Raw genomic sequence first — 26123 nt, forward strand, 5'->3', positions numbered from 1 at the left:
CGAAGTGATGGATTGCCGGGTCCCGGGCTACGCCGAGAGCTTCGCCGGGCACCACAGCGTGAGGCCGGCGAAGCTTTAGCAAGACGGCAAGCCGGCAATGACGAGAAAGATCATTTCAACTTTCATTCGAACCTGACTTTCACCCCGTGCGACCAAGTGCTGGTCGCGCGGGTTTTTTGTTTGGTGCGGATGTCTTTTCCGGCCTGCCCCGGCGCGGAATGAGGAAAATTATCGACATGCACATTTCCAAACGTCTGCTGCTCGGTATCGGCGCAGCCACCTTCATCATGGAGAGCGTCGTGATCCAGCCTGCCCACGCCGCCGACAAGGTCTCCCTGTTCAAGGTCATCACCACCAGGGACGAGATCGTGATCGGGATCAGCGAAGGCGATCTCGCCCAGATCGAAGGCCAGAATGCCGGCGGCATCGCCAAAATGCTGGTCGCGAAGGGCTCGATGAGCGCGTGGCAGTACGCGGTACGCAAGTCCTCAAGCGGCGATCTCGAACAGGCGCCGCTGCACAAGATCGGCCTGATCGCCAGCGACTCGCTTCGCGTCGAGCCCTACGCGACGCCGCTCAAGGTGCTGCCGATCGACGAGACGAAGAGGTGACGCGAAGCGTCATTCCGGGGCGCATCGAAGATGCGAACCCGGAATCTCGAAATTCTCAGGTGCGCAATGGTGCACCATAGTTCGATGCTGCGCATCGCCCCGGAATGACGCTGTCCCCCTAGCTCTTCGGCGGATCGACCAAGGACTCGCGGCCCGGAGTATGCTTTGATGATAGCCGCGGGAGTGTCCTGGGCAGCGCCCGCGGGCCTTTGGTGAGCGCGCCATGTCGCTTGGGACGATACTTGTCATCATCCTGATCATCATCCTGCTGGGCGGCTTCTCCGGCCGTTTCCGGGGCTATGGCTACGGCTACGGCCATTCCGGCATGGGGCTTGTCGGCGTGATTTTGATCGTAGTACTGATCCTGCTGCTGCTCGGCAAGATTTGAGCCCATAAGTCATTGAATAAACTTGATTAAATTTGCGTTCCCGGCAGCCATGCGTGGATTCATCATCACCCCCGATGTCGGGCATCAGGGGTCGCATTTTTGTCAAAGAAGCTTATATTGGGCCATGAAATGACGTGCACGGCGTGGCCCGCCACTGTGGCCCACCGTCATCCAATCCCCATTGCTCACACGAAAAGAGCCAAAAAGATTGAGGTCACCGTCCATGCGTCCATTCAGCTACAACACCGCCGCCGAGTTGTTTCCCGCCGCGATCCGCAAGAAGAAGCGGGCCGGGTTTGCCTATCGGCGTTTTGGCACCGCGGCGGAAGCGGTTCGCTTCGCGATCGAGGAATTGCCTGCGGACTCGCTGAATGGCGCCTATCTGCAGGTCGAGGAAGCCCGCTTCGACCAGAGCGGCATCCGCTCGCTCTATGAAAGCGAGGCGTTCCCGCTGCCGCGTCGTCCGCGCCCGGCCGCCACCGACGACAAGGCCGACGCGGCCTAAAGCTTCCATTTTTCCAAACAACGCGCCCCTGGGAATCGTCCCGGGGGCGATTTTGTTAGCGCGGCTGCTTGTCGAGCCAGCGCTTGAGCATGCGCACATTGCGGACGTTGGCGCGGAACATGACGTCGAAGGCGTCGCCGGCGACCGGAACGAGGCCAACCGCGCCGTCGACCGCGACATTGGCCAGCATCCGCGCCGTGATGTGCCAGGGGGCGCCAAGCGCGCGCGCCTCGCGCACCACCCACAGCGAAATCGCCGTCGTGATGATGTCGCCAACCACCGGGATCAGGCCGATCAGCCCGTCGATGCCGTAGCGGAAATTGGTGCCGGGCACGATGAACGCGACATCCAGCAATTTGGCGATGGCGTCGAGCCGTGCGATCCGCTGCTCGCGCGTCAGCTCGCCGAACGGATTGGCGGCGGAATGACCGAAGTCGAACCGCATTCCCTCGAACCGCGTGTGCAGGTTCGCCTCGGGAAGTTCGCGCCCCTCCTGGTCGATGACCGGGCCACGTCCGGGCGCGCGCGTCCGGGAAGATGGTCCGGAACGCGAACGGGGCGGTGTATAGATTTCGTCGTCTGGCATGATCATCAGATGGTAACGCGTATGCGAGGTACAAGTTGCGTCATGCGGTCGCTGCTTTGCGTGGATCGGATCCGAAAGGTCAACGCTGTCATCCCCGCGAAGGCGGGGATCCAGTACGCCGCGGCTTAGCGGTCCAGTCACTAACGTCTCTGGAATACTGGATCGTCCGCCTTCGCGGACGATGACAACCGAGTATGACTTCGCGACTTCGCGGCGCATTGCGCCCGAGTTTTGCTATCAACTTCCCGCCCTCTCATTCAGAGGGCGCAGGGAAGACCGGGTGCTGGCTGCCCCCCGGTCTCATGTGCAACGTGCGCAAAAGAGAACGCATACGCGCATACAGGTACAGGGGAAACACTCCGGCCTTCCCTGCGCAATGACTTTACGGCTTACTTCGAGCTCTCCCCGGTGGACGGCTTTCTTGCCACCGTCGCCGCGCGAGATGAACCTTGCGCAACTTAACGCCAGCACCGCGGCGCCAGAACCACACGACTTCGCCGTTTTGCGCATTCAGCGTCCATCGCATCTCACCGCACGTTCGTGACGATCGCGAGCCGCCCTTCCATCGGGTGAGACGGGCGGAGTTATGCCGATGATTTGCTCGCGATGTTAAACGGAATATCTTGTTGGAGAGACTGGACAGACTTCTGGTGATTTGCCCGTCGTGCCAATTGGTCGCGACCGCGCATTGAAATTTCGCTTGGGCGCGAGGCAAATCAGCTCGCAGTCCGTAGGGCGGGCAAAGCGACAACGACCGCCGTAGCTCCATGAGCGAAGGCAGAAGCGTGCCCACCATCACGAGCGTTCTCGATGATAGATTGGTGGGCACAAGGGCGCCTTTGCCCACTCTACGGCGCTCCGTTATCGGAAGACACTCTTCGTCATTCCAGAGGCTCGCGCCAAGCGAGCCGTTGAGTGCTCCGATGCGCCTTTGCTCCTGACGGGCTTTTCCTGACATCCCCGAACGAGGCATGACTCTAATATGCCTTGGTTGCGCGCGAGGCAGTTGGAATGCGCGTAACGGGCCGACCCGCCATTGAGACGCCTTCGGACAAATCAACCGCACGAAGTGAAGACAGATGAAGAAATTCGTCCATCTCGCAACTGGTTTGTTTCTCGCACTGGGAACTGCGGCGATCGTGGCCTACGCGATGGCGCACCTCGCGCAACATAGCCTGGGCTTTCCCCGATCCCTACTTCGAGAGCAGGCGCTGATCTGCGCGGCTATCCTCCTTGGCCTCGTCACGATCGAGTTCCTTGTAAGCAGAGAGAAATAGCAGGGGTATTAGCCGACGATGAGGATCATAGACCTGGCTGTCGCCGTCATCTTCTTTATCGCGAGTGCCGGCGTGACCGCACTCCTGATGGCCGTGTGCATTCACTACGGATTGGGCGTCCCGCCGGCGGCACTGAGGATGAATGCCCTTATCTCGGCCAGCGCCCTCGGCGTTGTGCTCCTGGTAGCGATGGCGGGGGCTCACGAGAGCGAGGACTAGTTCGCGGACAATCACGATCTGGGTGCTACGGGGAACGGGGGCTGGAATGTTCAGTGGCAAGAGAATCGATAATCGACCTTTGGCGTATTGCGTTCCATGCTCGGAAAGAACGCCGCACCGATACGAACGATGGGGCGTTAACCGACGTCTCACATCGAAAGCCATCTGCCTGGTCTGCAACAATGATTCGCGCGGCGACACGGGTCACAACAGCGCCACCGAAATCGCGTCCACGGAAGTAGGCACAGTGTAAGCATCATTGCCATTGACAGGTTTTTCCTGACGCGCCGGCACAAGATTGCATTCTAGGATAGCGATTATTCGTGCGGTCACCGCGTGCGCAATGGGACGGGGAGCAAGAAGGGTGGGTCGAACCAAACGCAAATTGATCAAGCTGTCTAGGGCCGAGCTGCTGCATGAGCGGGCAGTATTTTGCAAGCGTCTGGCGGTTGGCGCGGCCGATCCAGGATTTTCCGAAAAACTTCAGATATTGGTCGACGAGTATGAGGCCGAGGCCGCGCAGGCAGCACTACAAGCCAGCCCGCAGCCTGGATTCGCCGAGGCCCTAAACGCCCGGCCGCGGCATCAGACAGGTTGACGGATTCCAGTGCGTACGGCGTGGCGGCGATGTCGCCATTCGGAGATTCTCTGGTTCGGTGATTCCAGCATCCGTGTCGATCGACACACAACATCAGCCCACGGCATGGTAACGCGATACGTTCCCGACGACGTGCGGGACTTCATATTGAAGCACATCGCTTCTGTGGCGCAGATCGAAGCCCTGCTTCTGATCTGGTCCAGCCCGGAAGAGCGATGGGGACTGCGCCAGATTGCGGCCCGCATCTATGCCAGCGACGCGGAAACCGAAAGCGCGCTAGCCGGGCTTTGCACTGACGGGCTACTGGTTTGCGAGGGTGGAGTCTTCAAGTTGAGAACCTCAGCGGAAAACGCCGAGATGATCCGAAGGCTTCAGGAAGTCTACGCCCGCTACCTTGTTGCGGTGACTGACGTCATCCACAGCAAATCGCGCAACATGCTCCGGGCCGCCGACGCGTCCGGACCTGGAAAGGACCAATGAAGGTGCGAAGGATTTCCTGCACGATGGCAGGCTGGGGTGTGTTCCTGACGGCTTTGTTCATTCAGCCGTGCATAGCCCAGAAGCTCCATTCTTACGAACCGCTGATGATGGATCCATACTCCACCATCTACGTCGATGACGGCTCCTGTTCGGCTGGCAAGGTCTTGAAGGTGCAGGGCGCACTGAAGAATCATCGCCGGAAAAAGAGCTGCGTGCCGCTGAGTGATCTGCAGCCCGGCACGCGCTCAGGATCGGCAAAGTAGCCGACGGCGAGACAAAGCCGTCGTCCCGACTTCGACCGCCGTGGGCCGCCTACCTTCATCCGCGGCCTCAGGACCTTTCCCTATGGGCAGGGATGCCGATTGCCGTCGTATCCGAGATAGGTGCCGGATGCTGGATCATAGGAGCGGTATCGTTGCGCGCAGTAGGCGACCGCATCATTCGCCCGGGCCTGACTGTTGGCGATGGCGCCTCCAATGATAGCGCCAGCGGCCAGGCCGCCGAGCACGGCCGCGCCGGTGCCGTGGTGGCGTCGATGCCAGCCGTGGCGGTGGTAGTGCGGCCCACGATGCCAGCGGCGATACTGCACGGCCTCGACCGGCTGAATCGATGCGGCCAGCCGCTCTGCCCCGGCCACCGCCATCATCGGCGATGCCGCGGCCGGCTGGAGCGGGATCAAGGGCGATATTCCGAGCGCAACGGCTGCCGAAACAATTTTCCATGATTTCATCTGATTGCTCCTGTTCTGCGCTCCTGTCCAAGCTCGACCGACAACGCGTCCGTGGCCGTATCGTTCTGACAGGTTAATCCTGACGCTTGACGTGCCGCGGGGCAGGAATTGGCATTTCCCGTAGCGCTCAGTTTGGAGCAGCGAGCCAGCCCCGCCTGATGCCGTAGCGAACGATATCCGCGCGGCTATGCAGGCCCTTCTTTTCGGATGCTCGCGCCTTGTAGGTCTCGACGCTCTTGACGCTCACCTCCAGCTCGCCGGCGATTTGCTTGTTGCTGAACCCTTGGGCGACCAGCTTGAGCACATCCTCTTCGCGCCGGCTGAGCTCGTCGCCGTCGCCGCTATCGGCCGACGTCAGTTCGGGAGCGTTCGTTGACGCCTTCTCGGCAATAGCGGGATCAAGGTAGATGGCGCCGTCGTTGACGGCCCTGATCGCGCGAAGCAGTTCGTCTCCGGCGGATCGCTTCAGGAGATATCCCCGTGCGCCAGCTTCGAGTGCCGGATGAATATAGGCGCGGTCTTCATGCACGGTCAGCGCAATGATCTTTACCGCCGGGCATCGCCTGCTCAGCCTGCGTGCGAGTTCGAGGCCGCTGATGTCGGGCAGCGAAAGGTCGATCACCGCAATATCGGGAGAGCATTCGCAAATGGCCTTCAGCCCCGTTGTCCCCGTATTCGCTTCGGCGACGAGTTCGACCTCGGGCGCGCCCTGCAGCAGCGCACGTATGCCGGCGAGCACGACCGGATGGTCATCCACGAGCGCAATCCGAATCGGCGTCATGCGCCGGTCTCCTGCACTTCCATCTCCTGCACTTCCAGCGGGATCTGGACAAAGATCGTGCTGCCTTTTCCCGGCGTGGATTCCACTGCGATGGTGCCGCCGAGCAGCGCGACGCGCTCCTTCATGCCGGAGAGGCCAAGTCCGGACGGTTGACCGCCGTTCATCGCATTGCGGCTGACGCTTTCCGGATCGAAGCCAACGCCGTCATCCTCGAGAACAAGCGCCAGCCCGTCCGATTTCTTCTCGAGCACGATGCTGACCTTGCTGGCGCTGGCGTGCTTCAGGACGTTGGTCAATCCCTCCTGGACCAGTCGATACAGCACCGCCGCGACATCGGGAGGCAGCGACTTGTCCCGCCCGAACGTCTGGATATCGATACGAACGCCATAACGCTCCTGCCACTCCGCGACGTAGGCTTCGATCGCCCTGAAGATTCCGAGGTCGTCGATCGCGGTCGGCCGCAGGTCCGATGCGGTGCGGTGGATGTCCCGGCCGATCTGCGCAGCAAGCTGCTCCAGCCATCGCACCTGCTCGGTCGCTGCTTCCGCGTTGCCGCCTTTTGCCAATCCCTGTTCAAGCGCCTTCAGGCCGAGAGACAATCCCGTCACCGTCTGGCCGATCTGATCGTGCAGTTCCCGCGAAATCCGGCGCTGCTCCTCTTCCTGGGCCGAAGCCAGGCGACGAAGCAAGTGAGAACGCTCGGCCTCCGCGCGCTTGAGGATATCGATGTCGGCGAGCACGCCGTGAATCACGTGACGCCGGTTGGGCGGACCTTCCGCCCTGCCTGCCGCACGCAACCAGTATTCGCCGCGATCGTCGGATTGTACCGGAAATTCAACGCTGCCTGATTTGCCGCTTTCGAGGCAAGCGCCGCCGAACGAGGCCAGAGCCGCGCGGTGCGGTGGTTCGAGCAACGCAAAGATCCGGTCCGCGGACCATCTGGTTTCGCCCGATCGCGCGCTCGGCAAACCCAGCAAATCGCCAAAGCGGTTGCAACCGCTGAACTCGTTTGCAGTCAGATCCCAGCGCCACGTACCGAGTTCAGCGGCATCGATGGCAAGCGCCCCGCGTTTTTCGCTGTCCAGCAGCGCTGCCGCTGACTGAAGCGCCTCCATGCGACGTCGTTGCGCGACCTCGCGGGCGATCACCAGCCCAAGCGCGATGGCGAGTCCGACACTCGCCGCCGTTCCTCCGACCAATAGCTGCAACGAGCGGGATACGGGAGCGTTCAGTTCCGCGACGGGAACACCCACGTGGACTGACCACCCTTCGGTACCCGCGAGGCCGCGGTGGACGGTTTCGACATCCATCCCCTCCCGCGTCTGGGTGCGCGGCGAATTCGAGCCGCCGCGGGCAATGGCTTCCTGCACCGCGGGCGTTTTCGCGCTTGCACTGACGGCCCTGGCATCAGGCGTTCGCGCGACAATCTCATCCTTGGCGTCAATGACGGTGCCGGCCCATCCGGCGGGCAGACCGGCCTGACCAAGAATGGTACCGATCTGATCGGGTAACAGCCCGACGGTCAAGACGTAGCGAAGTTCGCCCTCTCGAACAACCGGCACACGCAGTGCAACGAGCCGCTTGCCGATGGAAGCCTGGTACGGACCCAGTCCACCAAGGACCGGCTTTCGTGTGCGAAGCACGGCGTTGAAGCTTTCGGTGTCGGTTACCGGTCCGAGCGGCGCGCCGAGCGGCCGCAATACGTTGAGGACCTGCTCCCGATCCGGCTTGGTCAGGAAGGCGGTCTCCCACAGCGGACGGGCGGCCACTATTCGTTTCGCCTCACGATAGAAGTCGCTCAAGTTCGCATCGTCGAGCGCGGCCGAGCTCGCAAGTGTCTCAGCGACCTGTATTTCGTGCGAAATCTCGCCCTCGATCCGATGCGCCACTTGCGTCAGCGCCTCAGTGGCGGCCTTGCGGGCGTAGCTGCGTTCCTGGTCGGCGGTGATATAGGCCATCCATCCGCCCAGCAGCAGGACCGGAATGGCGGCCGTCAGAACCAGTGCGGTGAAAAGCCAGACGGCTTCCTTGCTTCGGCCCGAACCGGAGGAAAGCCTGTTACTCAACTCCGCGATCATGGACGCGCGCATGTTCTTTCGCCGGCGAAAATTAACAACGCTGTGGGCCTCTCTTACGTTGCATTCCCCGATCGGACCAGCCTGACATTCGTCTGCCAAGCGCCATGTTGACGGCAGAGGTCAGGTAATTCCTGACCTTCGCAGCCGGCGCTCCCCCTCCCCGAAACGGTCATCCGTGCTTGGGTGGAAGCGTCGCCGTCAGGAGGCCGGCGCGGCATTCGAACGTCAAGAGAGGTGCTCCCCTCCAATCATCCGGAGGTTGACCGACCGGAAACGCAGTTTCATTTTTCCGGATCGTGCGCCGGCGATTACATCGCGCGCTTCATAGCGCGTCTATCAGCAACGCCGAGCCGAAGGCCAGAAATACCAGAACGAGCGGAGGGTAGAGCACCAGGGCCGCATTGAACCGCAGGAAGCGGGGGCCGGCCCTTCCTTGTCGGGCCTGCCGGCATACAATAGCACGGCGCCTATCGCCAACAACGCGACTCCGATGCCGTAGTTCATCCTCTGTCCTCTCGACCTGTGCCTCAGCTTTCGGCTGCAGCGACCTGGCTGGATCAAAGCGCCGATGGCGCTCCTTGTGTTCGCCGCAATAACTACTCGCGGACACGGCGCTTAGGTATCCAGACCAAGGGACAAGGAAAGATCGGGACTAAAGTCTAACGACCGGCGGAAGGAACATTGACGCGCGGGGGTGAACTACGTCGAATGCACCGCGTGCGGCTCGTCCGCGTATCGGTGCGCGAGCCACGACGACAGCGCCGCAGGCAGCATGCCTACGATGCCGTAAAGCAGAAACTGCACCGCGCCGGTATCCGGCCCGCGCGAGCCATAGAGCAATTCTGATGCGGCAAAACCGATCGCACCCACGATCAGGACCCGCACCAGCGGAGCGATGCGCCTGATGTGACAGAGAATGTCGTCGATGGCGCCGACCATCAACGCAGGCACGATGCCGAACAGATAGCTATATTGCAGCGTCTTAACGAACGCGCCGAGAAATTTTCCGATCTCCGACCAGTTGGTGGCGGTCCAGTAGCCCGAGGCCACCGTGGTCGCGAACAACATCAGGAATCCGCCGACGAACGGCCCGATAGCTCCGAAGATCAGATAGCGTTTCATGGAACTGCCTCCTGCGCTGCCTTCCCCATTACAGCAGCTCAACGACCAAGTAAATTTGTCCGGTTCGCCTGCCCATTACGCGAGAATTGCCGACAGCACCAGCATCTGAATCGGGGTTGCGCCGAGGGCGGATGAACGAACGTTCAGCAATATGAAAGCGGCCGGACATAAGGCCAAAGCAACTTCCGCTCGGTTTCGGACTTATTGCTGATGGGAAAAACTGGCAGAGCCATGAGGCCCCCCGGAAGGGAGCCATGGTTGGCAACAATCGATCGGCTGGAAAGTTGTTAGGCCAGCAGGTTCCCGCTCGCGATGGCGCAGAATGCCTGCGATCGCAATTGCGAGCTAGTTTGGAACGCGTAAGGCGGCATTGCCGTAATGCGAGAACCATAGAGGACTCTTCGATGTCCATGCTCACTTCCGCCGTTCAACGCTCCACGCTCGGGCTGCATACGCTCGAACAGTACGAGCCGCTCATCGGCACTCCGACGGTCGAGCGCATCGCGGCGAAGGCCGATCGGGTGCGTACGATGCGTGTCGCCCATATCAGTTCGACGTTCTACGGCGGAGGTGTCACCGAACTGCTCACGCCGCTCACGCTGATGATGAATGCGAGCGGCATCGAAACCGACTGGCATTTGATTCAGGGAACGCCGGGCTTCTTTGGTTGCACGAAGAAACTGCACAATACGCTGCAGGGCACCAGCTCGGAATTTTCCGACGCTGAAAAGACGATCTACGAACAGGTCGTGTTCGAAAATGCCACGCGGCTTCATCTCGACGACTGCGACGCGGTCGTCGTGCATGATCCCCAGCCTCTGCCGCTCATCACGCATTTTTCCGATCGGGAAATGCCGTGGCTCTGGCAATGTCACGTCGATCTGTCGTCGCCGCACGCCTCGGTGTGGAGCTATCTGCGCCAATTTATCGAGCAATATAACGCAGCTATCTTCTCGCTACCGGAATACGGCCAGGATCTTCAGGTCGGTCAGCATTTCGTCACCCCGGCGATCGATCCGTTCTCTGCGAAGAACCGGGAGCTGTCGGACCGGGAGAGACGAGAATTCCTCGGCAATTATAAGATTCCGACGGATCGCCCCTTGGTGACGCAGATTTCCAGGTTCGACCGATGGAAAGACCCGATGGGCGTGATTGAGGCCTTCCGCAAGGCGAGAGAACAGGTCGATTGCACGCTCGTGCTCGTCGGCAATAATGCCTCCGACGATCCCGAGGGCGGGAAAATCCTCGAGACGATCGAGAGCGTCGCCGATGAAAGCATCATTGTTCTCAGCGTCGACGATCCAACCCTGGTGAACGCGCTGCAGCGCTCTGCCGCCGTGGTCCTGCAGAAGTCGATCCGCGAAGGCTTCGGCCTCACCGTCACCGAGGCAATGTGGAAGGGCGCCGCCGTCATCGGTGGCGACGTGGGAGGCATCCGGCACCAGATCAAGGACGGATGGAACGGATTTCTGGTGAACACGCCCGATCAGGCGGCCGCAAGAATCGTCCAGCTTGTGAAGCATCCGAGACTGCGGGAGGAGCTCGGTGCGCGGGCGAAAGAAAGCGTGCGGCAGAACTTTTTGATGAGCCGACTATTAGAGGATTGGCTCGACCTGTTGTCCAAATACGAACGGCCGGTGACCTGACGGTGTGAGTTCGATAGCCCCGGCATCTCGATAATGGAAAGCCGATGCGGATTGCCCAGATAGCGCCTCTGGCCGAAAGCGTTCCCCCCAGGCTTTACGGCGGCACCGAGCGCGTGGTGGCGTGGCTGATCGATGAGCTGGTAAGCCTGGGACATGAGGTGACGCTGTTTGCCAGCGGGGACTCGGCAACGTCAGCCCGGCTTCATGCGGTTTGGCCTCGGGCGCTCCGCCTAGGCCGCCCGCGCACCGACCCGATGGTTGCACAGGCGGCGTTACTGGAAGCGGTAGCCCGCAATGCGACCGAATTCGATGTCATTCACGCGCATATCGATTGGCTGCACCTGCCGCTCCTGAGCCGGCTTGGCGTCCCGTTTCTGACCACGTGCCATGGGCGCATGGACTTGCCTGGCTTTCCGGACGTGGTCCGTCATTTTCCCGACGCGCCGTTCGTGTCGATCTCGGACAATCAGCGCACGCCCTTGAGTGACGCCAACTGGATCGGCACCATTTATCATGGCTTGCCGGCCGACCTGTTTCGACCTTCGTTCGAGGCCGGCTCCTACCTTGCCTTCCTCGGCCGGCTGACGGCGGAAAAAGGACCGGAAGCCGCCATCCGGATCGCGCGCGCGGCCAAAATGCCGCTTCGTATCGCCGCAAAGGTGCCGCGCGGGGACAGAAGCTATTTCAAGGAACAACTCGAGCCGCAGATCGATGGCGAGCAGGTCCAACTCACCGGTGAGGTCAATGATGACGCGAAGCGGCAGTTTCTGGCAGGCGCTGCGGCGCTGTTGTTTCCGATCGATTGGCCAGAACCGTTCGGACTTGTCATGATCGAGGCCATGGCGTGCGGCACGCCCGTCATCGCGTTCAAATCAGGCTCCGTGCCCGAAGTGATCGACAACGGCATTACCGGCTTTGTCGTAACGGACGAAGCGGAGGCGGTCGAAGCGATCGGACGGCTGTCCGAACTCGATCGAAGCCAGGTGCGCAGGCATTTCGAGAAGAGGTTTACCGCAAGGCGGATGGCAGAAGAATACCTTCGCCACTACACGGCACTCGCCCGCAACCGCGCCAGCGAAGCCATCCCGGCATGAGGCGGCGGCCCTGGTGATATGGACGAGCCGCATGCGAACCTGGTGCGCGCCGTGTGTGAGCCGATCGATTTACCTTCTACCGGCGGCCGGCGCAGGCTCGTTGTTCTTTGCAAGGATACGGTCGGAGCCGAAACGAATCGTCCATTGCGCCACCGACAGCAGTAGCGATTCATAGATCGCCACGCATTGCTCGAGTTCCCGGTCCGTGGATGGCGGACAGCCAGGCCGGTTGCGGACGATCATCGTCGTCGTCGACCAGCTCAGCCGGGCGGCCTTGCAGGCGACGATCAGTCCATACACCCGGTCGGGCTCCAGCAGGGGTTCGATGGCCTCGATCTTGACGTCGGCTTTCAGGGCCAGCGCTGCAACGACGTGGGGATATTCACCCCTCACCGCAAACCGGTTCACGATTGAATCGTTGAGCTTGCCCGTGCGATTGAGCGCAACGACTTCGCCTTGCGCCTTTGTATAGTCAATCGCCTTCCGGGCCGCGCCGCCCTGTCCGGCGGCCGCCGCAACAGGACCTTTGGCTTTCTCCCGCACGACAGGTCGCGACGCCGTCAGGAACCGCGCGCGGACCACGTCGGCAACTCTGTCCAGAAGCTCCCGCAGCAGGCTGCCGGGAATGTCCAATCGAAGGCCGAGCTTTTCCGCGAGGACTTCGTCACGCTCAGCCCGTCCCACCAGCGTCGCGTAGCCGCATTCGGAAAAACGCGCGCCGGCGTTGCGCGCGAGCGCGTTCGAGACGTTGACATCGCCAAATCGCATCAGCGCATCCGTCAGCGCCTCGTTGAGGGACTTTCTGTCTGATATCGCCAGCAAATGGTGCTGGCTGCGGCTTTTGACGATTTCAAGCAGGTCGGCTTCCACCAGGCAGTTCGAGCATCTCAGAACCGGCGCCGCCAGCAAGTGGTTTTCGTGAAACGCAAGCTTGCGGATGGTCTGACGCGGGGCTCGGTCGATGGTGGAAAGGGCTTCGCTGAGCTGAACCACGGCTTTAGCCTCCACCCGCTCGATCAGGTGGGCGAGGACGCCATCGACGGCCGCGATCTGCGAGTCACCGAGGCGATCAACATTGGACAGAAACAGGTCCGTCACCTCACCGAAAATTCGGGCGTCGTGCTCGGGCCCCTCCCTCTCGGCGCCATTCAATTCCGCGCGCAGATTAGACGATGCGGCAGGCATGGCTATGCCGCCTCCGGCCGGATCGTGCCGGCTCGCCGCGTCACCTTGCGCTCCACAGCGCGGATGGCCGGCATCTTCGTGGATCTATCGGCAAAGCCTTGAACATGCATTTGAGTGCCATTCGACAGGCCGGTTTCGGCAGCCTTTTCACTTCAGCGACAGCAATGAGACGGGTGCGAGCATAGCCGCTGATCGTACTCAGCCTTCCCTAACGGGTGGTTGTTCCGGAACCCTGGTTATCCGCATTTTTACGTACTTCGAGGTACAGGCGGGCCTAAACCATCTGCCGGGCGTTCTGGCCGATCGGCTTCGGGACGCCTCATGATCACAGAAGTCATGGTTGCCGTATCATGAACAGGGTGGCCGCGAATGACGTTTCGGCGCGGCGACCCCCTGCTGCTCCCGCGCCGTTGCACGCCCGTTCGCGAGGCGGCCCGTTCGATCACGGCTGATCCTCGCCCAGAGCCGCGCGTCTGCTCCTTCTCCGGAACCATCGAGCTGACACAAGGAGCGCAACGTCAAAACCGAACTCAGCGCTTTCTCTGCGCTTCGCTCGACGTGGCGCGCTCGCAACAGTCCAGGAAGTGTTATCGCGAGCCATTGCAGCTTCGCAGCGTTAGCGCATAATTCACTTTGGACGGCGCAGCACTTTTGATTCGAACATCGGCAGAAATCGAGCAACCACACCGGGCGACTCCCGCGTGATGGATGACGCGTGCGGCAGCGCAAACCGCGTGCAGCGCCCCCAGTGAACAGCGGCCAGCACCGCGCACAACCCTTGGGGACCGGCTCAATGACCATCCATCATACAAGCAAGATCGCACTTCTCTTCGCCATCGCTCTCGCAGTAACGACGCTTTCCGCACGCCCAAGCCTCGCCTTCTCGTCGGAGGCGCAGCAGATGTGCACCGGCGACGCCATGCGGTTATGCGGCCACGAAGTCCCCAACATTCCGAGAATCACCGCCTGCATGGCCAGGAACCGCGCACATGTCAGTCCAGGCTGCCGTGCCGTGATGGAGCGCGAAGCCGCCGCGCGGAGGCGAGCCGCCGCCACGGAGTGACCGGCCGCTTCGCCGGAAGACGAACGCAAAGCGGCCCCAGCAGAGCTGCGTGCAACCCTGGGGCCGTTTTCTTGGACTGTTTCGCTACGCCGGCGGCGATCAATTTCCCGGCGCGGCCGAGATCAGCTCAGGCTTGAGCGCACATCAGCGGCGGTCTCCGCAGCTACTCCCCCCAGGTCGCGAACGCGTCGTTGAACGCGCGTTCGCCGGGGGAGCCCTTTTCGATCGCGATAATGGCGCGGCGCTGGTTGACGTAGACCAGCGGCACGTCGAACCAGGAGCGCTCCTTCAGGAGCTGCAAATTGCGGGCGCGGTCGGAATCGACGTTGGAGAGGCCGACCAGGAAGAAGCCGTCGGTGACCTTCACGGCGAGGCCGGCCAGCGGCGTGCCGCGCGCCTGCTCGTTGGACTTCATCAAGATGCCCGGCACGTTGCCGACGCCGCCGCCGGAAAAATCCTGCGGCAGGATGAAGGTCAATTCCGCGGTGTGGCTCGCCGGCAGCGAGGTATCGGTGTTGCGGCGGAACGACATCGTCATCTTGAACTTGCGGTCGGGAATCTCGATATCGGCGCGCACGGCGATATCCGGCTTCTGGTTGCCGCTCGCCTTGACCGGTTCGGTGCGCCAGATCACCGAGCCGACATATTGCTTGCCCTTGGGATCGGACGGGTCCTCGTCATACAGCACGACGCGCTGCGCCACCGGCGCCACGTTCTCGCTCGACGACAGCTGGCCGACACGGTCGGGAATCTTCGGGCGCGACTGCGGCGCGGCCGAATCCTTCGGCGCTTCCACGAGCGAGGAGGATTTGAACAGGCCGCTCACGGCTGTCACGACCGACTTGCCCCACAGAATGCCGGCACCGACCAGAATGAGCACGATGCCGACCGCGATTGCGCTCTTGAACGGAAACCCGGCGCCCGCGCGGGCGCGCTTTTTCGGGGGCTCGCGATCCTGCGCGAGACGCGGACGATCGCGCAGCGGCGGCGGCGCGTAGCGGTCGGCTTCCGCCTGCGATTCGTCATACGAATAGGGAGCCTCGGGATCGGCGCCGCGGTCTTCCATGCTCGGCTCGAGCCGGTCGAATTCCGGCGAGGGCGACGGCACGTTGGCGTAGGTCTTTCGCGCGTTGCGGTTGGCCTGCGCCGCGGCGCGGCCGAGATCGTCGGCGTCGGCCGCGATATCGCGGAAGCCGCGCATGCCGGGCGGCTGCGGCGGCATCGGCGGCGCGCCGTTGTCGGGCCCGCGGCGGGCAGCGCCGCCGCGCTCGCGGGGCGGCGGCGGCGCGCCATCCTGTGTCGGAATCTGCGGCGGGCGCGGCGCGCCGGCCGGCGGTGCGTCGGCGCGCAGATTGCGCGGCGGGCGTGGCTCATCCTGGCCAAGCGGCGGACGGCCCTCGCGCGAGGGGGGTTGAGAAGGCGGACGCTGGCGCAGCGTGCCCGGCGGCGACGAGGCAGAAGCGGACGCCGCTTCCGCTGGGCGGGCATTGGCGCGGCGGAAGGCATCGCCGCCGCGCGCAGCCGCGCCACCGCCAGGCCTGGATGCCTCGCGGGCGCGCTGGGCGGCTTCCGATTCGACCTTGCGCACGGCCTCTTCCAGCGACAGCCGCTCGCGGGTGATTTCAGATTCGGAAAGCGGCGGCTGGACACTGCGCAATTGGGCGATCAGCGCGGTGCGCGCCCGCTCATAGAGCGCACGGCGGCTCTCGCCTGGAGCATTGGGGTCCAGGCCGGCGATAGCGCGTGCGATCAGCGGGTAATAATCAGCCATATCTCTTCAATAGTGCGGGCGACAGTAACATCCCGTTAAGCCTCAAACGGGTTCTGCACCAGGATAGTATCCTCGCGTTCGGGGCTGGTGGAAAGCAATGCAATCGGACAACCCACGAGTTCCTCGACCCGGCGGACATATTTAATGGCCTGGGCCGGCAGATCCGCCCAGGAACGGGCATTGGCGGTCGGCTCCTTCCAGCCTTCGATGGTCTCATAGACCGGCACTACCCGGCCCTGCGCGCCCTCCCCCGCCGGCAGATGATCGATTTCCTTGCCGTCCAGCATATAGCCGGTGCAGACCTCGATGGTGTCGAAGCCGTCGAGAATGTCGAGCTTTGTGAGCGCCAGACCGGTGATGCCGCAGGTGCGGACGGTTTGCCGCACCAGGGCGGCATCGAACCAGCCGCAGCGGCGCTTGCGCCCGGTATTGACGCCGAATTCCTTGCCGCGACGACCGATCTCCTCGCCGATCTCATTATTCAGTTCGGTCGGGAACGGCCCCTGGCCGACGCGGGTCGTATAGGCCTTGCAGATCCCGAGCACATAGCCGACCGCGCCCGGGCCCATGCCGGTGCCGGTCGCCGCCTGCGCCGCCACCGTGTTGGACGAGGTGACGTAAGGATAGGTCCCGTGGTCGACATCGAGCAGCGCACCCTGCGCGCCCTCGAACAGGATGCGCTTGCCCTCGCGGCGTTTGAGATCGAGCAGCCGCCACACCGTCTCCGCATAGGGCAACAGTTTTGGCGCCAGCGCGGTGAGCTCTTTCAGAATGCCGATGCCGTCGATCTCCTCGAGATTGAGGCCGCGGCGTAGCGCATTGTGGTGCGCAAGCAGGCGATCGATCTTGTGCGGCAGCGTGTCGAGATCGGCCAAGTCCATCAGGCGAATCGCGCGGCGGCCGACCTTGTCCTCATAGGCCGGGCCGATGCCGCGGCGCGTGGTGCCGATCGCGGTGTTGGCGTTGGAGGATTCGCGCAAGGCATCGAGCTCGCGGTGCAGCGGCAGGATCAGCGTAACGTTCTCGGCGATACGCAGGTTTTCCGGGCTGATGGCGACGCCCTGCCCCTTCAGCTTTGCAATTTCATCGAGGAAGGCTTGCGGATCGAACACCACGCCATTGCCGATCACGGCAAGCTTTGAGGGCCGCAGCACGCCGGACGGCAATAGCGCGAGCTTGTAGGTCTCGCCATTGATGACGAGCGTATGGCCGGCATTATGGCCGCCCTGGAAGCGCACGACGATATCGGCCTGCTCCGACAACCAGTCGACGATCTTGCCCTTCCCCTCGTCGCCCCATTGGGCACCGACGACGACAACATTGGCCATTTCTAAGGTGTTCCCTGCAATCTGGTGGTCCCAGCATGACCTCTCCGGAAAACCGGTATCCACTTTTCCGGATCATGCGTTTCGTTCGCGCATGACCTGATCGGAAAACCGGTAGCCACTTTTCCGGATCATGCGATAGCTTGCCCAGCCAAAATCGCGGCCGGGGCCGTTCGCATGCGAGGCAGCCCCACCGGATAAAGGAAGCGGGTGCTCTAGGCAAGCAAGAAGGCAGCTTTAAGGGGGGCTTAGAACGGCTCCAACCCTTTGATATCCCCGTAATATTTGGACCACCCGGGGCCGGCCGGGCGAAAGACGCATTAACATCCGGCAATGACGGAATGGCCATGTCGAAAACCACCCGTGCAACCCAGGCTTTGGAAAAGCTTGGCGTGAATTTCACCCTGCACGCTTACGACTACGATCCGGATGCGGCGAGCATTGGCTTGCAGGCGGCGGAGGCGCTCGGCGTCGACGCGAAGCGCGTGCTGAAAACGCTGATGGCCGAGGTCGACGGCAAGCCGGTCTGCGCCGTGGTGCCGTCGGACTGCGAGGTCAGCATGAAAAAGCTGGCGGCCGCCTTCGGCGCCAAGGCAGCGAAGATGATGCGGCCAGCGGATGCCGAACGGCTGACCGGCTACCATGTTGGCGGCATCTCGCCGTTCGGGCAGAAGAAACGCGTGCCGGTTGCGATCGAAGAAGCCGCGCTCGGCCATACAAGCGTGTTCCTCAATGGCGGTCAGCGCGGGCTGCAGGTCGAACTCGATCCCAATGACGCCGTCAAGGCTGCTGGCGCGCTCGCGCGGGCGCTCGTTGCATGAGTGGCTTTCGCTGCGGCGGAGCCCTGTTTGGTAAGTCTATTTGGTGAGTCTGGGCTGCGTCTGCGCCCATAGCATCGCCTCGATGATGGCCTCGCGCGGTTTCGGGCGCTGCTCCTCATCGCATTCGATGAACGCCAGAATGGAATTGGCGCGAACGGCAAACCGGTGACGTGTTTCGGCTTCTTCGGCCGGCATCGGCTTGCTCCAGGAATGAACTATCATCTGCAAAAATTCGACGTCACGGACAGGCGAAGCTCTTGAAAGCGTAGTCGCCTGCAAACCGTGGTCCCAACGATCGAACGAACGGCCAATACTGAAAGTAGCCCGGAATAACGCACCGCGTGTGCCCGAAAAACAAACCAGGGTTGGGTCGCATGAATAAAACGTCCTTTGATTGCATCCTTACCGGCCCGCTGACAACCCCAAACAACGGCAAGGCTGGCTGCATGGTCGCGATGCATCCTGCACCATTGATGAGCACCGCAAATCCGTGTCTGTGACAGGCGCGGGCCGCATTCCGGCCCGGCGTCGATCGCCGGGCGGGCGGCGGCGCCATGAACCGGTCTTAACCCTTCGTTTGACGCGTTTTCTTTACGCGAACCGGTGTCCACCCCCGGATCAAGTCCGAGGCCATGCTTCGCTCGAAAGCGCTATGGATCGCGAATGTCGGCTACCGAACAGACTTCACCCACACGATCCGGGAACTGGCTCGCCAACCAGCCTTATCTGCTGCTCAGCATCACCGCGCTGTGCTGGGCCGGCAACGCCATCGTCGGGCGGTTGGCCGCCGGCCACATTCCGCCGGTGACCCTTTCATTCCTGCGCTGGTCGTTCGCGTTCCTGATCATTCTGCCGTTTGCCTGGAAGCATGTCGTCAAGGACTGGGCCGCGATCCGCGGCCGGCTTGGCATCATGATCGTGCTCTCCGTCACCGGCATCGGCGCCTTCAACACGCTGCAATACTGGGCGCTCGAGCACACCCAAGCGCTGAACACGCTGTTGCTGCAGTCGGCGGGACCGCTGGTGGTCGCGGTGTGGTCGCTCGTGCTGCTCGGGGTGCGGCTGACGCTGGCGCAGGCCGCCGGCGTTCTGCTGTCGATGGCCGGGGTGCTCATCATCCTGCTGCATGGCGACCTCACCAAGCTTTCCGGCATCGACTTCAACGTCGGCGACCTGATCTTCCTCGTGGCACTGGCGATCTTCGGCATCTATTCGGTGCTGTCGCTAAAGCGGCCCGCGATCCATGGCCTGTCGTTCGTCGCCTTCACCTTCGGCGTCGGCGCGGCCTGCCTGATTCCGCTGTTCATCTGGGAGCTGTTCGCGCGGCCGCTGATGCAGATCGATACGGCGAACATCTTGACGCTGGCCTACGTCGCGCTGTTCCCCTCGACGATCGCCTATCTCTGCTTCAACCGCGGCGTGCAACTGATCGGCGCCAACCGCGCAGCACCCTTCTTCCACGTGGTTCCGGTGTTCGGCACCGTGATGTCGATCATCTTCCTCGGCGAGCACCCGCAGGCGTTTCATTTCATCGGCTTTGCGCTGGTGCTGACGGGGGTGTTCGTGGCATCACGGAAGCCTCAAACTGCCTAGGACTTGTACTCATGTATCGCCGATGACCGATTTCTGGGCTCAAGCGGACACACGTTTGAGCACAGGTGGATGCCCGCAAATGAGGGACCACATCGACTAACACAAAAGCGATCGCTGACTGTTCTACCAGTTCTACAGAGCCTTTTAGCGGCTGAGATCGCCCACATTCGATATTCGAAGATTTTCGGCGCCTCTCAATTTTCGGGTTTTTCAACACCATCGACCCCTCTCAGACATGAAGGAACTCAGGGTGCAGTGCAAATTGCCCAGTGCTCCCCTTCGTGGGTCGCAAACTTCTGTTTTTAGACGGGGACTGATCGCCGAGTGTGGGGCGTGCTCCGAAGTTTGTTGAAGGCAACGCGACGACGCCATTTCATTGCAGCGTTTGCTGGATTAGGACGCCGCGAGTAAACTGAGACTGCAAATCCTCTCATTCTATGCGACGAGCAACGAACGGATCGACGCGGCGTATACTGCAATTGCGCGAGAGTGGCCGACGCCGTACTCATCGGCGGCGGCCGCTGGAAGGCAGTCACTCGAACTGAACGTCCTCGTTCTGCGAGTTGGCCCACTTGGTCGTGACGCCGCCCCCAGACGCTCGCACACGGAAATACAGTTCGGCCCAACTTTCGCTCGACGTTTCAGAGTTCGCCACTTTGCTGTGCGCCACCGTGGCACTAAAGCCAAAGGTAGTGGGCCCAACGTTGAGATTTGCCGGTCCTAACTGAAAACTGTCGTCTTTGTACAGTTCATCGTCGAACGCAAAATCATCGTCCATAACACGAATTGACACCTTCATGAGGTTATCCCCGATCTTGCGCCTTTCTTGTTCCGACAGAATGAGAGTTGCTCCGCCCTGGAGTTTCACGTCGTCACTGGGACTTCGGGGCTCTTCATATATCCATACACCAACTAGCTTGGCCATCTGAGTTCTCCTTAGGGTCTCGGTGCTTTCCGATGCACCGTCGACCAATGTGAACGGGGCCCCGGCAAGGGGACCAATGGCGTGGGACGCTAAAATGGGTCCCATCAATTAGGTTCTTGGAATCGAAAGTTTTGAACGCTTTGCGTTAGCGTTTCGGGCCGAATACAACCTGCACTTTCGCCGACATATTAACTTGGATCGCAGATCGGGCATGTGATGCAGTTTACAAAACCAGTCGAATGATTGCGGCGGTGCATGAGTCCGGATGTGGTCCTCAGCCGAACCGCCTATGAGCCGTCGCAAAGGCCGCTCTCGGAGGAAAACCGGACCTGACGAGCTGAGCGGTTGGACCGCTGCTAGTTGACCCACAGCGGTCATGTCAGCGGCCTCGGGCAGGAACTCTCTGTGGCTACGCGAAGCAGAGAAGCGGACATTCGAAGGTTTGAGTTGGGCAGACGACTCCCCTTGCTCACCACGGCAGGCAAGCTGTGGCGAGCGCCGGATAAGGCCGGGGTCGAGTTCATTGAGCCCGCTGACAGGATGGGGTCCGGGGGTACGCTTGCGGGAGCACAGCTGACAAGGTAGGTCCAGATGTCCAGATTGCCCAGCCGAGGAGCAGGGGTCATGCGCCGGACGGAAGGCCGATTAGATCATAAGCTGCTCGCGCGATAGCGCCACCAAGTCAGCCCGCAAGCGAGTATCCAATTGAAGTAGAGGAGAGCAATGATCGCTCCTGCTAAAGTCCCTTGCACCCGCCAGTACGCAAAGAAATGCCCCGTGCCTTCCGATCGCGTTGCAAATGCAGTCGCCGCGAGCACCAGGCCTGCGGCTACGAGCAGGTAATTGGAGATAGAAAGTGATGGCTCGGCGCGGAGTGCGTTGAACCAAGCGGCGAATGAGATAGGGGCCAACGGCAGACAACTGAACGCGCCCGCGAGCCAGCCGTGGCCGGCACCAGCGAGAAAGATGAAGCCGAGGAGCTGCAAAGCAGCGAATAACGAGGCCGCGAGATATTTCATGTCGCCGCAAGGATTCAGGTGAAAGCTCCGCGACCGGAGGTGCTAAGGTCGGACCATACCACGTTGGCGTCAACCTTCCCGTCAGATTACTGCCTCACCGACCGCGTTATAATCCACGAAATTACGCGACGGCAGAAATGACCGAAGTTCAATCCAGTAGGAGACGTCCTCGTAAAAGCGCCACTCGTCGTGCATGCCTGATCCTCGAATGTGCGTTTCTGTACACGAACAATGAGATTGGCCAGCAGACTAGGAAGCCACAGCCCATTTCCGCTTCTGGGCGATAGTGTTGAAAAACCCGAAAATTGAGAGGCGCCGAAAATCTTCGAATATCGAATGTGGGCGATCTAAGCCGCTAAAAGGCTCTGTAGAACTGGTAGAACCGTCAGCGATTGCTTTTGTGCTAGTCGATGTGGCCCCTTACGTCGCCGCGCAAGAGACGCGCGAGTGGCCCTGAGAATTTTCACTCATCAGCCAAAGAGGACTTTTTCAACACTATCGACCCTAAGCGGACCTAAACCAAGCATTCAAATCCTGCAACATCTCGCCCGGTCCGGGTTCATCTTACTGTTTGGGAGATGATGACCGCCGAACAACCACATCCTTCCCAACTTCGATCACCATCAGGTCTTCGCCGACTTCGAGCGGACCATCATAAGTCTTGCGAGTACCGGATATCAGGTCGTCGTTGGTCGCTGTGGGGAGGACGATGTGGGAGTAAACCGCCAACTTTGGCTTAGTTCTTGCGAATATTTCACCAGCTTGTTCGGGAGTAACGTGGTGGGCGATTACTGATTTCGTCCGCTCGAGGTTGACGCCTGCTCTCGAAAAAGTTTCGGGAGATACCACCTCATGCACCAGTAAATCTACGCGTTCGGCAGCGCGTATGAGGTTGTCCGAGGTGCGGGTATCGCCAGACAGAACGACCGAGCGGCCGTTGTAATCAATCCGATAGCCATAGGCGGGCTCTACTGGCGCATGGTCCACCTTGATTGCAGTTATTTTTACGCCATTCTGTTCATATACGACGCCGGGGTCGATGTTGTGAGCGTTGATTACGACGCCCTCAGGGCGGGCTTTGTCGTCCGAAATTCTAAAACCGATATCGAACTCAAACGCCTGCACGAGATGTGACAGCATTTTCTCTGTTCCTGGTGGTCCCCACACCTCTAAAGGCCGATTTCGGCCGGGGGCAACTAGCCAACCGGTGAGCCAGACGTCCGGAAATCCTATGACATGATCGGAGTGTAGATGGGTGAAAAAAACCCCATCCACGTCTTGCCATCTTGTCTTGGTTTGGACCAAACGCTGCATCGCGCCGCGGCCGGCGTCGAAGAGAAATTTCTTGTCCCCTGCTTCAACCAGAATGCTAGGACCGAAGCGGTTCATTACCGGCGGAGGACTTCCTGTTCCAAGTAAAGTCACCTTGAAATCTTGGGCCAGCGCGGCGCCGGGAACGAGGGCAGACAAAAATGCACAAACGAATGCTAGTTTTCTAAATGATCGCATTTCTCAATCCTCTGACCAAGGGCAACTGGCCTTATAGCACGATGTCTGTCTGGTGCTGGATCAATGTCGGTTGTTGGCCCCAAGCCGACCAACTTCGTCGCCTGCGACTGTTGAGGGCAGTCCGGACTTCGCGTCAGCGATCCTTCGACCGCTGTTTTGACCCAAAGCGGAAGCGAGTAGCCTCAGTTTGAATCCTTCGCGAAATAGTTTTCCCAGAAGTGTTCAATGGCGCCGTCAATTTGAACCCAGTAATGTTTCGATTGCTCAAAAACCGATATGACTGGCGCTGGATACTTTGGATTCGCCATCGTACCCACCGCAACGCCGATCAGCGCAGGCAAATTGGTTACTTTCCAATAGACTGTTGTGCCGCACTGTGGACAAAAATAGTTATGCATTTCCCCACCGCTTGCGGCGGCGTGTGTAAACTTCTTTGAGGTTCCTGAGATGGTGACAACCTCTTCGGGGTAGTAAGCGCCGACACCGAACGGCGCGCCGGTTCGGCGTTGACAGTCGAGACAGTGACAAGCAACGACTATCTTGGATGGCTCTTCCGGAAGCGAGAGCGTGACTGCACCGCAGCTGCATCGAGCGTCAGCCATCCAAAATACTCCAATTGATCCGAACGACGTACCAACATTAACTGAGGAACTACGCTGGGGCATCAAAATACCCGAGAGGCCAAAGCGGCTCACGGTTACTTTGGTGTCGAGGCCGAGGCCGTCGATACGATAGCCACGTTCATCAACAGCAACAGCGAATGACCGGATTATTGCCTGTGAAAGCCCACTTCGGCCTTTGGCCCTGAGCGACGTATTGCACCGCCACACGACCTCGGCCGTGAACGGGGCATAGCGGAAGTTGACGGGCAGCCATCTCTATTGGAGGGCGACGCTCGTGACACTTAGCCGACTTGGCTGCCGGACAGACGAACGTCCACTCTAACTCGACAGCAGCGCCTAAGCCGCTTGCAAAAGCAAGTCGGTCAAGTGTTCCGGCGCGTCAAGCATCGCCATGTGGCCAGTATCGGCAAGTTCGAAGGTGGCCCATGATTTGTCCGCCTTGCATTGGGCGAGAGCCTTGTCCATGGCAGGCTGCGGAAATTTCGGCAAGCGAACGAAGGTCTTCTTTGCTACCTTCTCGCGCGCACCAGAGAGTTTAACGGGTTGCAAGTATGTGCCGATCGGTTGCGGCGTGATTTTCGACCGAACAAACGGCTCATCACGTTCGGCGACGAAGATGGCTGCGATCTTATCGCCATTTGCACCGAAGCCCGCTTCGCCCTTCTCCTGCGCCGCCTGCACCATCTTTCGAAATCCTTCGTTCGATAAATCAAGCGGCTTCTGTCCGTCGGCGGGCATGAACGCATCGACCCACACGACCGCCGTGACGAGGTCGCCTACCTTCTCGAGCGCGCCCGATCCGACGAAGCCACCATACGAATGAAGCACAAGGCAAACGTCGCTAAGGCTTTCCCATTTGATAAGGTTGACCACGTCCGCGATGTGTGTGTCGAGATCAATATCCTTTCTGAGCAGATGCGACCGCTCGCCTAGGCCGGTGAGCGTCGGCACAAATACTTTATGCCCCTTTGCTTCAAGCTGATCCGCAACTCGTCGCCACGTCCAACTACCGCACCATGCTCCGTGAACGAGAACAAATGTCTTGCGAGCTGCCTGCGCGCGCCGGTCCGAGGTTGCCTGAGACCGCTATGGACGCGAGACCGCCCGCTGCTACAGCGCTGCGAAGCATACGGCGACGAGTTAGTCCACCTTTCGTCATGATAACCCCCTAGTCTAAAGTAAGTTAAGACAATCAATGAGGGTAACCGGTGTCGAATATTACCTGAGCCTGCAGTGATCTCCAAGGGTCTAAATGGCATGCTCGTTGAGCGACGGTTCTTCGTGCCGTGCGGACGCCTCGGACGTCCGAAATTGGCCCCGAGCCGACCAAGGCTCAAGCCGTTATCACGTCGGTTGTTGACGGCAGACCGGACGCCGGGCCGCGCTTCCCGCGACCACCGCTTGTACCCGAAGCCGATTTGGCAGCCCCATTCGAACGCCTGGCGCGGAACCGACAAGCAATCTGTCCGTTACCTCAAGGGAGCGGCGAGTAAGGATGTCAAGTTATGAGAGCTCCCAGTGTAATCGCCCTGCTCGCGATCATACTCGGCGTTATCGCACTTTCGCCGGCGCAATCGAGAGCGCAAGGCGCGGTCGAATTGAGCAACGGCACAAAAGTGCCGCAGAATCCATCGCTACCGAAACTCAATCTCACAAACCAGCAGCGCGAGCACATTCGCAAGGCCGTGCTGACCGAGCACAATGACGTCCAATTCCAGCTGGCGGCCACCAAGTCCGCTAAGGACTTCACACCAGCTGTCGGCGCGACACTACCAAAAGGGGTTAAGGCGCAATCGCTGCCAACACCGGTTCTTACGCAACTACCCGAATTGCGGGACTACATGTACGTGAAAATGAAAGACCAGGTGCTGATCGTGGATGGCATGACCAACAAGATTGTCGACATGTTCTCCGAGACGCAGCCGCCCTCCTAGCCGCATTGGAGTGCTGTCATTGCATTGCGCAGCGTCCTGCTCCTGGTCATTGGAAAATTGAAATCCCCTATGAGCTAAGCTATCGTTGTCGGCCAGATGGCCATTATCGACCAACCTCCGAGACTTCTTTCCACGTCGCCTGTCCGGGCGTAGACCGAAAATGGCAGACGTGACGCGGCTCGCGAGCAGACTTTGGAAACTGTGTCCCGGCAGGCGGTCGTCAGCAATGTTTGGGCACAA

Annotated in this window: 27 protein-coding genes and 1 pseudogene; 14 read left to right on the forward strand and 14 right to left on the reverse strand. The window is 60.7% G+C overall.

All coding sequences use genetic code 11. The features are described from left to right. Positions 1-236: 236 nt before the first annotated feature. The 3 genes from HCN58_RS21865 to HCN58_RS21875 all read left to right on the forward strand — a co-directional run bounded on the left by HCN58_RS21865 (position 237) and on the right by HCN58_RS21875 (position 1504). Positions 237-611: a hypothetical protein gene (locus HCN58_RS21865; RefSeq protein WP_235983786.1), complete on the forward strand. Its 375-nt coding sequence runs from the start codon at positions 237-239 to the stop codon at positions 609-611. Positions 612-834: 223 nt separating this feature from the next. After that, positions 835-999 carry a DUF3309 family protein gene (locus HCN58_RS21870; protein ID WP_171581458.1) on the forward strand — a complete coding sequence of 55 codons (165 nt, stop codon included), beginning with the start codon at positions 835-837 and terminating at the stop codon, positions 997-999. 223 nt (positions 1000-1222) lie between these two features. Next, a complete protein-coding gene (locus tag HCN58_RS21875) occupies positions 1223-1504 on the forward strand; it encodes a hypothetical protein (RefSeq protein ID WP_057842144.1) in 282 nt (93 codons plus the stop codon). 55 nt (positions 1505-1559) lie between these two features. On the opposite strand, the gene HCN58_RS21880 is transcribed toward HCN58_RS21875, so the two are convergent. Next, complete coding sequence (locus HCN58_RS21880; RefSeq protein ID WP_171581459.1) at positions 1560-2096, reverse strand: DUF4112 domain-containing protein; 537 nt, start codon at positions 2094-2096, stop codon at positions 1560-1562. A 1073-nt stretch (positions 2097-3169) separates the two neighbouring features. Between HCN58_RS21880 and HCN58_RS21885 the strand changes: the two genes are divergently transcribed. From HCN58_RS21885 to HCN58_RS21905, 5 genes are all read left to right on the forward strand, one after another. Continuing rightward, on the forward strand, positions 3170-3367 hold the full coding sequence (locus tag HCN58_RS21885; RefSeq protein WP_171581460.1) for a hypothetical protein: 198 nt from the start codon (positions 3170-3172) through the stop codon (positions 3365-3367). A gap of 18 nt (positions 3368-3385) precedes the next feature. Continuing rightward, positions 3386-3586, forward strand: a complete 201-nt coding sequence (locus HCN58_RS21890; RefSeq protein WP_171581461.1) for a hypothetical protein — start codon at positions 3386-3388, stop codon at positions 3584-3586. A 364-nt stretch (positions 3587-3950) separates the two neighbouring features. After that, positions 3951-4184, forward strand: coding sequence for a hypothetical protein (locus HCN58_RS21895; RefSeq protein ID WP_171581462.1), 234 nt, complete (start codon positions 3951-3953; stop codon positions 4182-4184). Positions 4185-4349: 165 nt separating this feature from the next. After that, positions 4350-4664 carry a hypothetical protein gene (locus tag HCN58_RS21900; RefSeq protein WP_171581463.1) on the forward strand — a complete coding sequence of 105 codons (315 nt, stop codon included), beginning with the start codon at positions 4350-4352 and terminating at the stop codon, positions 4662-4664. Then, complete coding sequence (locus HCN58_RS21905; RefSeq protein WP_235983788.1) at positions 4661-4927, forward strand: DUF6719 family protein; 267 nt, start codon at positions 4661-4663, stop codon at positions 4925-4927. The genes HCN58_RS21900 and HCN58_RS21905 overlap by 4 nt, the downstream gene beginning before the upstream one ends. Positions 4928-5007: 80 nt before the next feature. On the opposite strand, the gene HCN58_RS21910 is transcribed toward HCN58_RS21905, so the two are convergent. The 4 genes from HCN58_RS21910 to HCN58_RS21925 all read right to left on the reverse strand — a co-directional run bounded on the left by HCN58_RS21910 (position 5008) and on the right by HCN58_RS21925 (position 9375). Continuing rightward, on the reverse strand, positions 5008-5394 hold the full coding sequence (locus HCN58_RS21910) for a BA14K family protein (protein WP_171581464.1): 387 nt from the start codon (positions 5392-5394) through the stop codon (positions 5008-5010). 127 nt (positions 5395-5521) lie between these two features. Then, the gene (locus HCN58_RS21915) at positions 5522-6175 is read right to left on the reverse strand and encodes a response regulator (RefSeq protein ID WP_171581465.1); all 654 of its coding nucleotides are present in this window, start codon (positions 6173-6175) and stop codon (positions 5522-5524) included. Continuing rightward, the gene (locus HCN58_RS21920; protein ID WP_171581466.1) at positions 6172-8265 is read right to left on the reverse strand and encodes a sensor histidine kinase; all 2094 of its coding nucleotides are present in this window, start codon (positions 8263-8265) and stop codon (positions 6172-6174) included. The genes HCN58_RS21915 and HCN58_RS21920 overlap by 4 nt, the downstream gene beginning before the upstream one ends. A gap of 687 nt (positions 8266-8952) precedes the next feature. Further along, positions 8953-9375, reverse strand: coding sequence for a DUF5413 family protein (locus HCN58_RS21925; protein ID WP_171581467.1), 423 nt, complete (start codon positions 9373-9375; stop codon positions 8953-8955). Between the two features lie 254 nt (positions 9376-9629). Here HCN58_RS21925 and HCN58_RS21930 point away from each other — a divergent pair, with 254 nt between their 5' ends. Together HCN58_RS21930 and HCN58_RS21935 are read left to right on the forward strand one after the other, a co-directional pair. Further along, positions 9630-11021 carry a glycosyltransferase gene (locus HCN58_RS21930; RefSeq protein WP_210266098.1) on the forward strand — a complete coding sequence of 464 codons (1392 nt, stop codon included), beginning with the start codon at positions 9630-9632 and terminating at the stop codon, positions 11019-11021. A 44-nt stretch (positions 11022-11065) separates the two neighbouring features. Continuing rightward, positions 11066-12115 (forward strand): glycosyltransferase family 4 protein, encoded by a 1050-nt coding sequence (locus HCN58_RS21935; RefSeq protein ID WP_171581468.1) that lies wholly within the window; start codon positions 11066-11068, stop codon positions 12113-12115. A gap of 69 nt (positions 12116-12184) precedes the next feature. Here HCN58_RS21935 and HCN58_RS21940 read toward each other — a convergent pair whose 3' ends face one another. After that, positions 12185-13300 carry a DUF2336 domain-containing protein gene (locus HCN58_RS21940; protein WP_171581469.1) on the reverse strand — a complete coding sequence of 372 codons (1116 nt, stop codon included), beginning with the start codon at positions 13298-13300 and terminating at the stop codon, positions 12185-12187. Positions 13301-14093: 793 nt separating this feature from the next. Here HCN58_RS21940 and HCN58_RS21945 point away from each other — a divergent pair. Next, positions 14094-14363, forward strand: coding sequence for a hypothetical protein (locus HCN58_RS21945; protein ID WP_171581470.1), 270 nt, complete (start codon positions 14094-14096; stop codon positions 14361-14363). Positions 14364-14526: 163 nt separating this feature from the next. Here the strand turns inward: HCN58_RS21945 and HCN58_RS21950 are convergent, their stop codons facing one another. Together HCN58_RS21950 and HCN58_RS21955 are read right to left on the reverse strand one after the other, a co-directional pair. Beyond that, on the reverse strand, positions 14527-16134 hold the full coding sequence (locus HCN58_RS21950; protein ID WP_171581471.1) for a hypothetical protein: 1608 nt from the start codon (positions 16132-16134) through the stop codon (positions 14527-14529). Between the two features lie 35 nt (positions 16135-16169). Then, positions 16170-17462 (reverse strand): adenylosuccinate synthase, encoded by a 1293-nt coding sequence (locus HCN58_RS21955; protein ID WP_171581472.1) that lies wholly within the window; start codon positions 17460-17462, stop codon positions 16170-16172. Positions 17463-17806: 344 nt separating this feature from the next. Between HCN58_RS21955 and ybaK the strand changes: the two genes are divergently transcribed. Beyond that, entirely contained in the window at positions 17807-18280 is a 474-nt protein-coding gene (ybaK, locus tag HCN58_RS21960; RefSeq protein ID WP_171581473.1) for a Cys-tRNA(Pro) deacylase, read from the forward strand. 36 nt (positions 18281-18316) lie between these two features. Here the strand turns inward: ybaK and HCN58_RS21965 are convergent, their stop codons facing one another. After that, positions 18317-18475 (reverse strand): hypothetical protein, encoded by a 159-nt coding sequence (locus tag HCN58_RS21965; protein ID WP_171581474.1) that lies wholly within the window; start codon positions 18473-18475, stop codon positions 18317-18319. A 468-nt stretch (positions 18476-18943) separates the two neighbouring features. Here HCN58_RS21965 and HCN58_RS21970 point away from each other — a divergent pair, with 468 nt between their 5' ends. After that, a complete protein-coding gene (locus HCN58_RS21970) occupies positions 18944-19873 on the forward strand; it encodes a DMT family transporter (RefSeq protein ID WP_171581475.1) in 930 nt (309 codons plus the stop codon). Positions 19874-20405: 532 nt separating this feature from the next. Here HCN58_RS21970 and HCN58_RS21975 read toward each other — a convergent pair. The 5 genes and pseudogenes from HCN58_RS21975 to HCN58_RS21995 form a co-directional block, all read right to left on the reverse strand. Continuing rightward, complete coding sequence (locus HCN58_RS21975) at positions 20406-20798, reverse strand: hypothetical protein (protein ID WP_171581476.1); 393 nt, start codon at positions 20796-20798, stop codon at positions 20406-20408. 650 nt (positions 20799-21448) lie between these two features. Then, positions 21449-21817, reverse strand: coding sequence for a hypothetical protein (locus tag HCN58_RS21980; protein WP_171581477.1), 369 nt, complete (start codon positions 21815-21817; stop codon positions 21449-21451). A 564-nt stretch (positions 21818-22381) separates the two neighbouring features. Next, entirely contained in the window at positions 22382-23326 is a 945-nt protein-coding gene (locus HCN58_RS21985) for an MBL fold metallo-hydrolase (RefSeq protein ID WP_171581478.1), read from the reverse strand. A gap of 182 nt (positions 23327-23508) precedes the next feature. Continuing rightward, entirely contained in the window at positions 23509-23928 is a 420-nt protein-coding gene (locus HCN58_RS21990; protein ID WP_171581479.1) for a GFA family protein, read from the reverse strand. A 357-nt stretch (positions 23929-24285) separates the two neighbouring features. Beyond that, positions 24286-24930, reverse strand: a pseudogene (locus tag HCN58_RS21995) (alpha/beta fold hydrolase); the annotation flags it as partial. 617 nt (positions 24931-25547) lie between these two features. Between HCN58_RS21995 and HCN58_RS22000 the strand changes: the two are divergent. Next, positions 25548-25883: a DUF1236 domain-containing protein gene (locus tag HCN58_RS22000; protein WP_171581480.1), complete on the forward strand. Its 336-nt coding sequence runs from the start codon at positions 25548-25550 to the stop codon at positions 25881-25883. The last annotated feature ends 240 nt before the right edge of the window (positions 25884-26123 follow it).

The sequence above is a fragment of the Bradyrhizobium australiense genome (genome assembly GCF_013114825.1).
Taxonomy (GTDB): Bacteria; Pseudomonadota; Alphaproteobacteria; order Rhizobiales; family Xanthobacteraceae; genus Bradyrhizobium; species Bradyrhizobium australiense.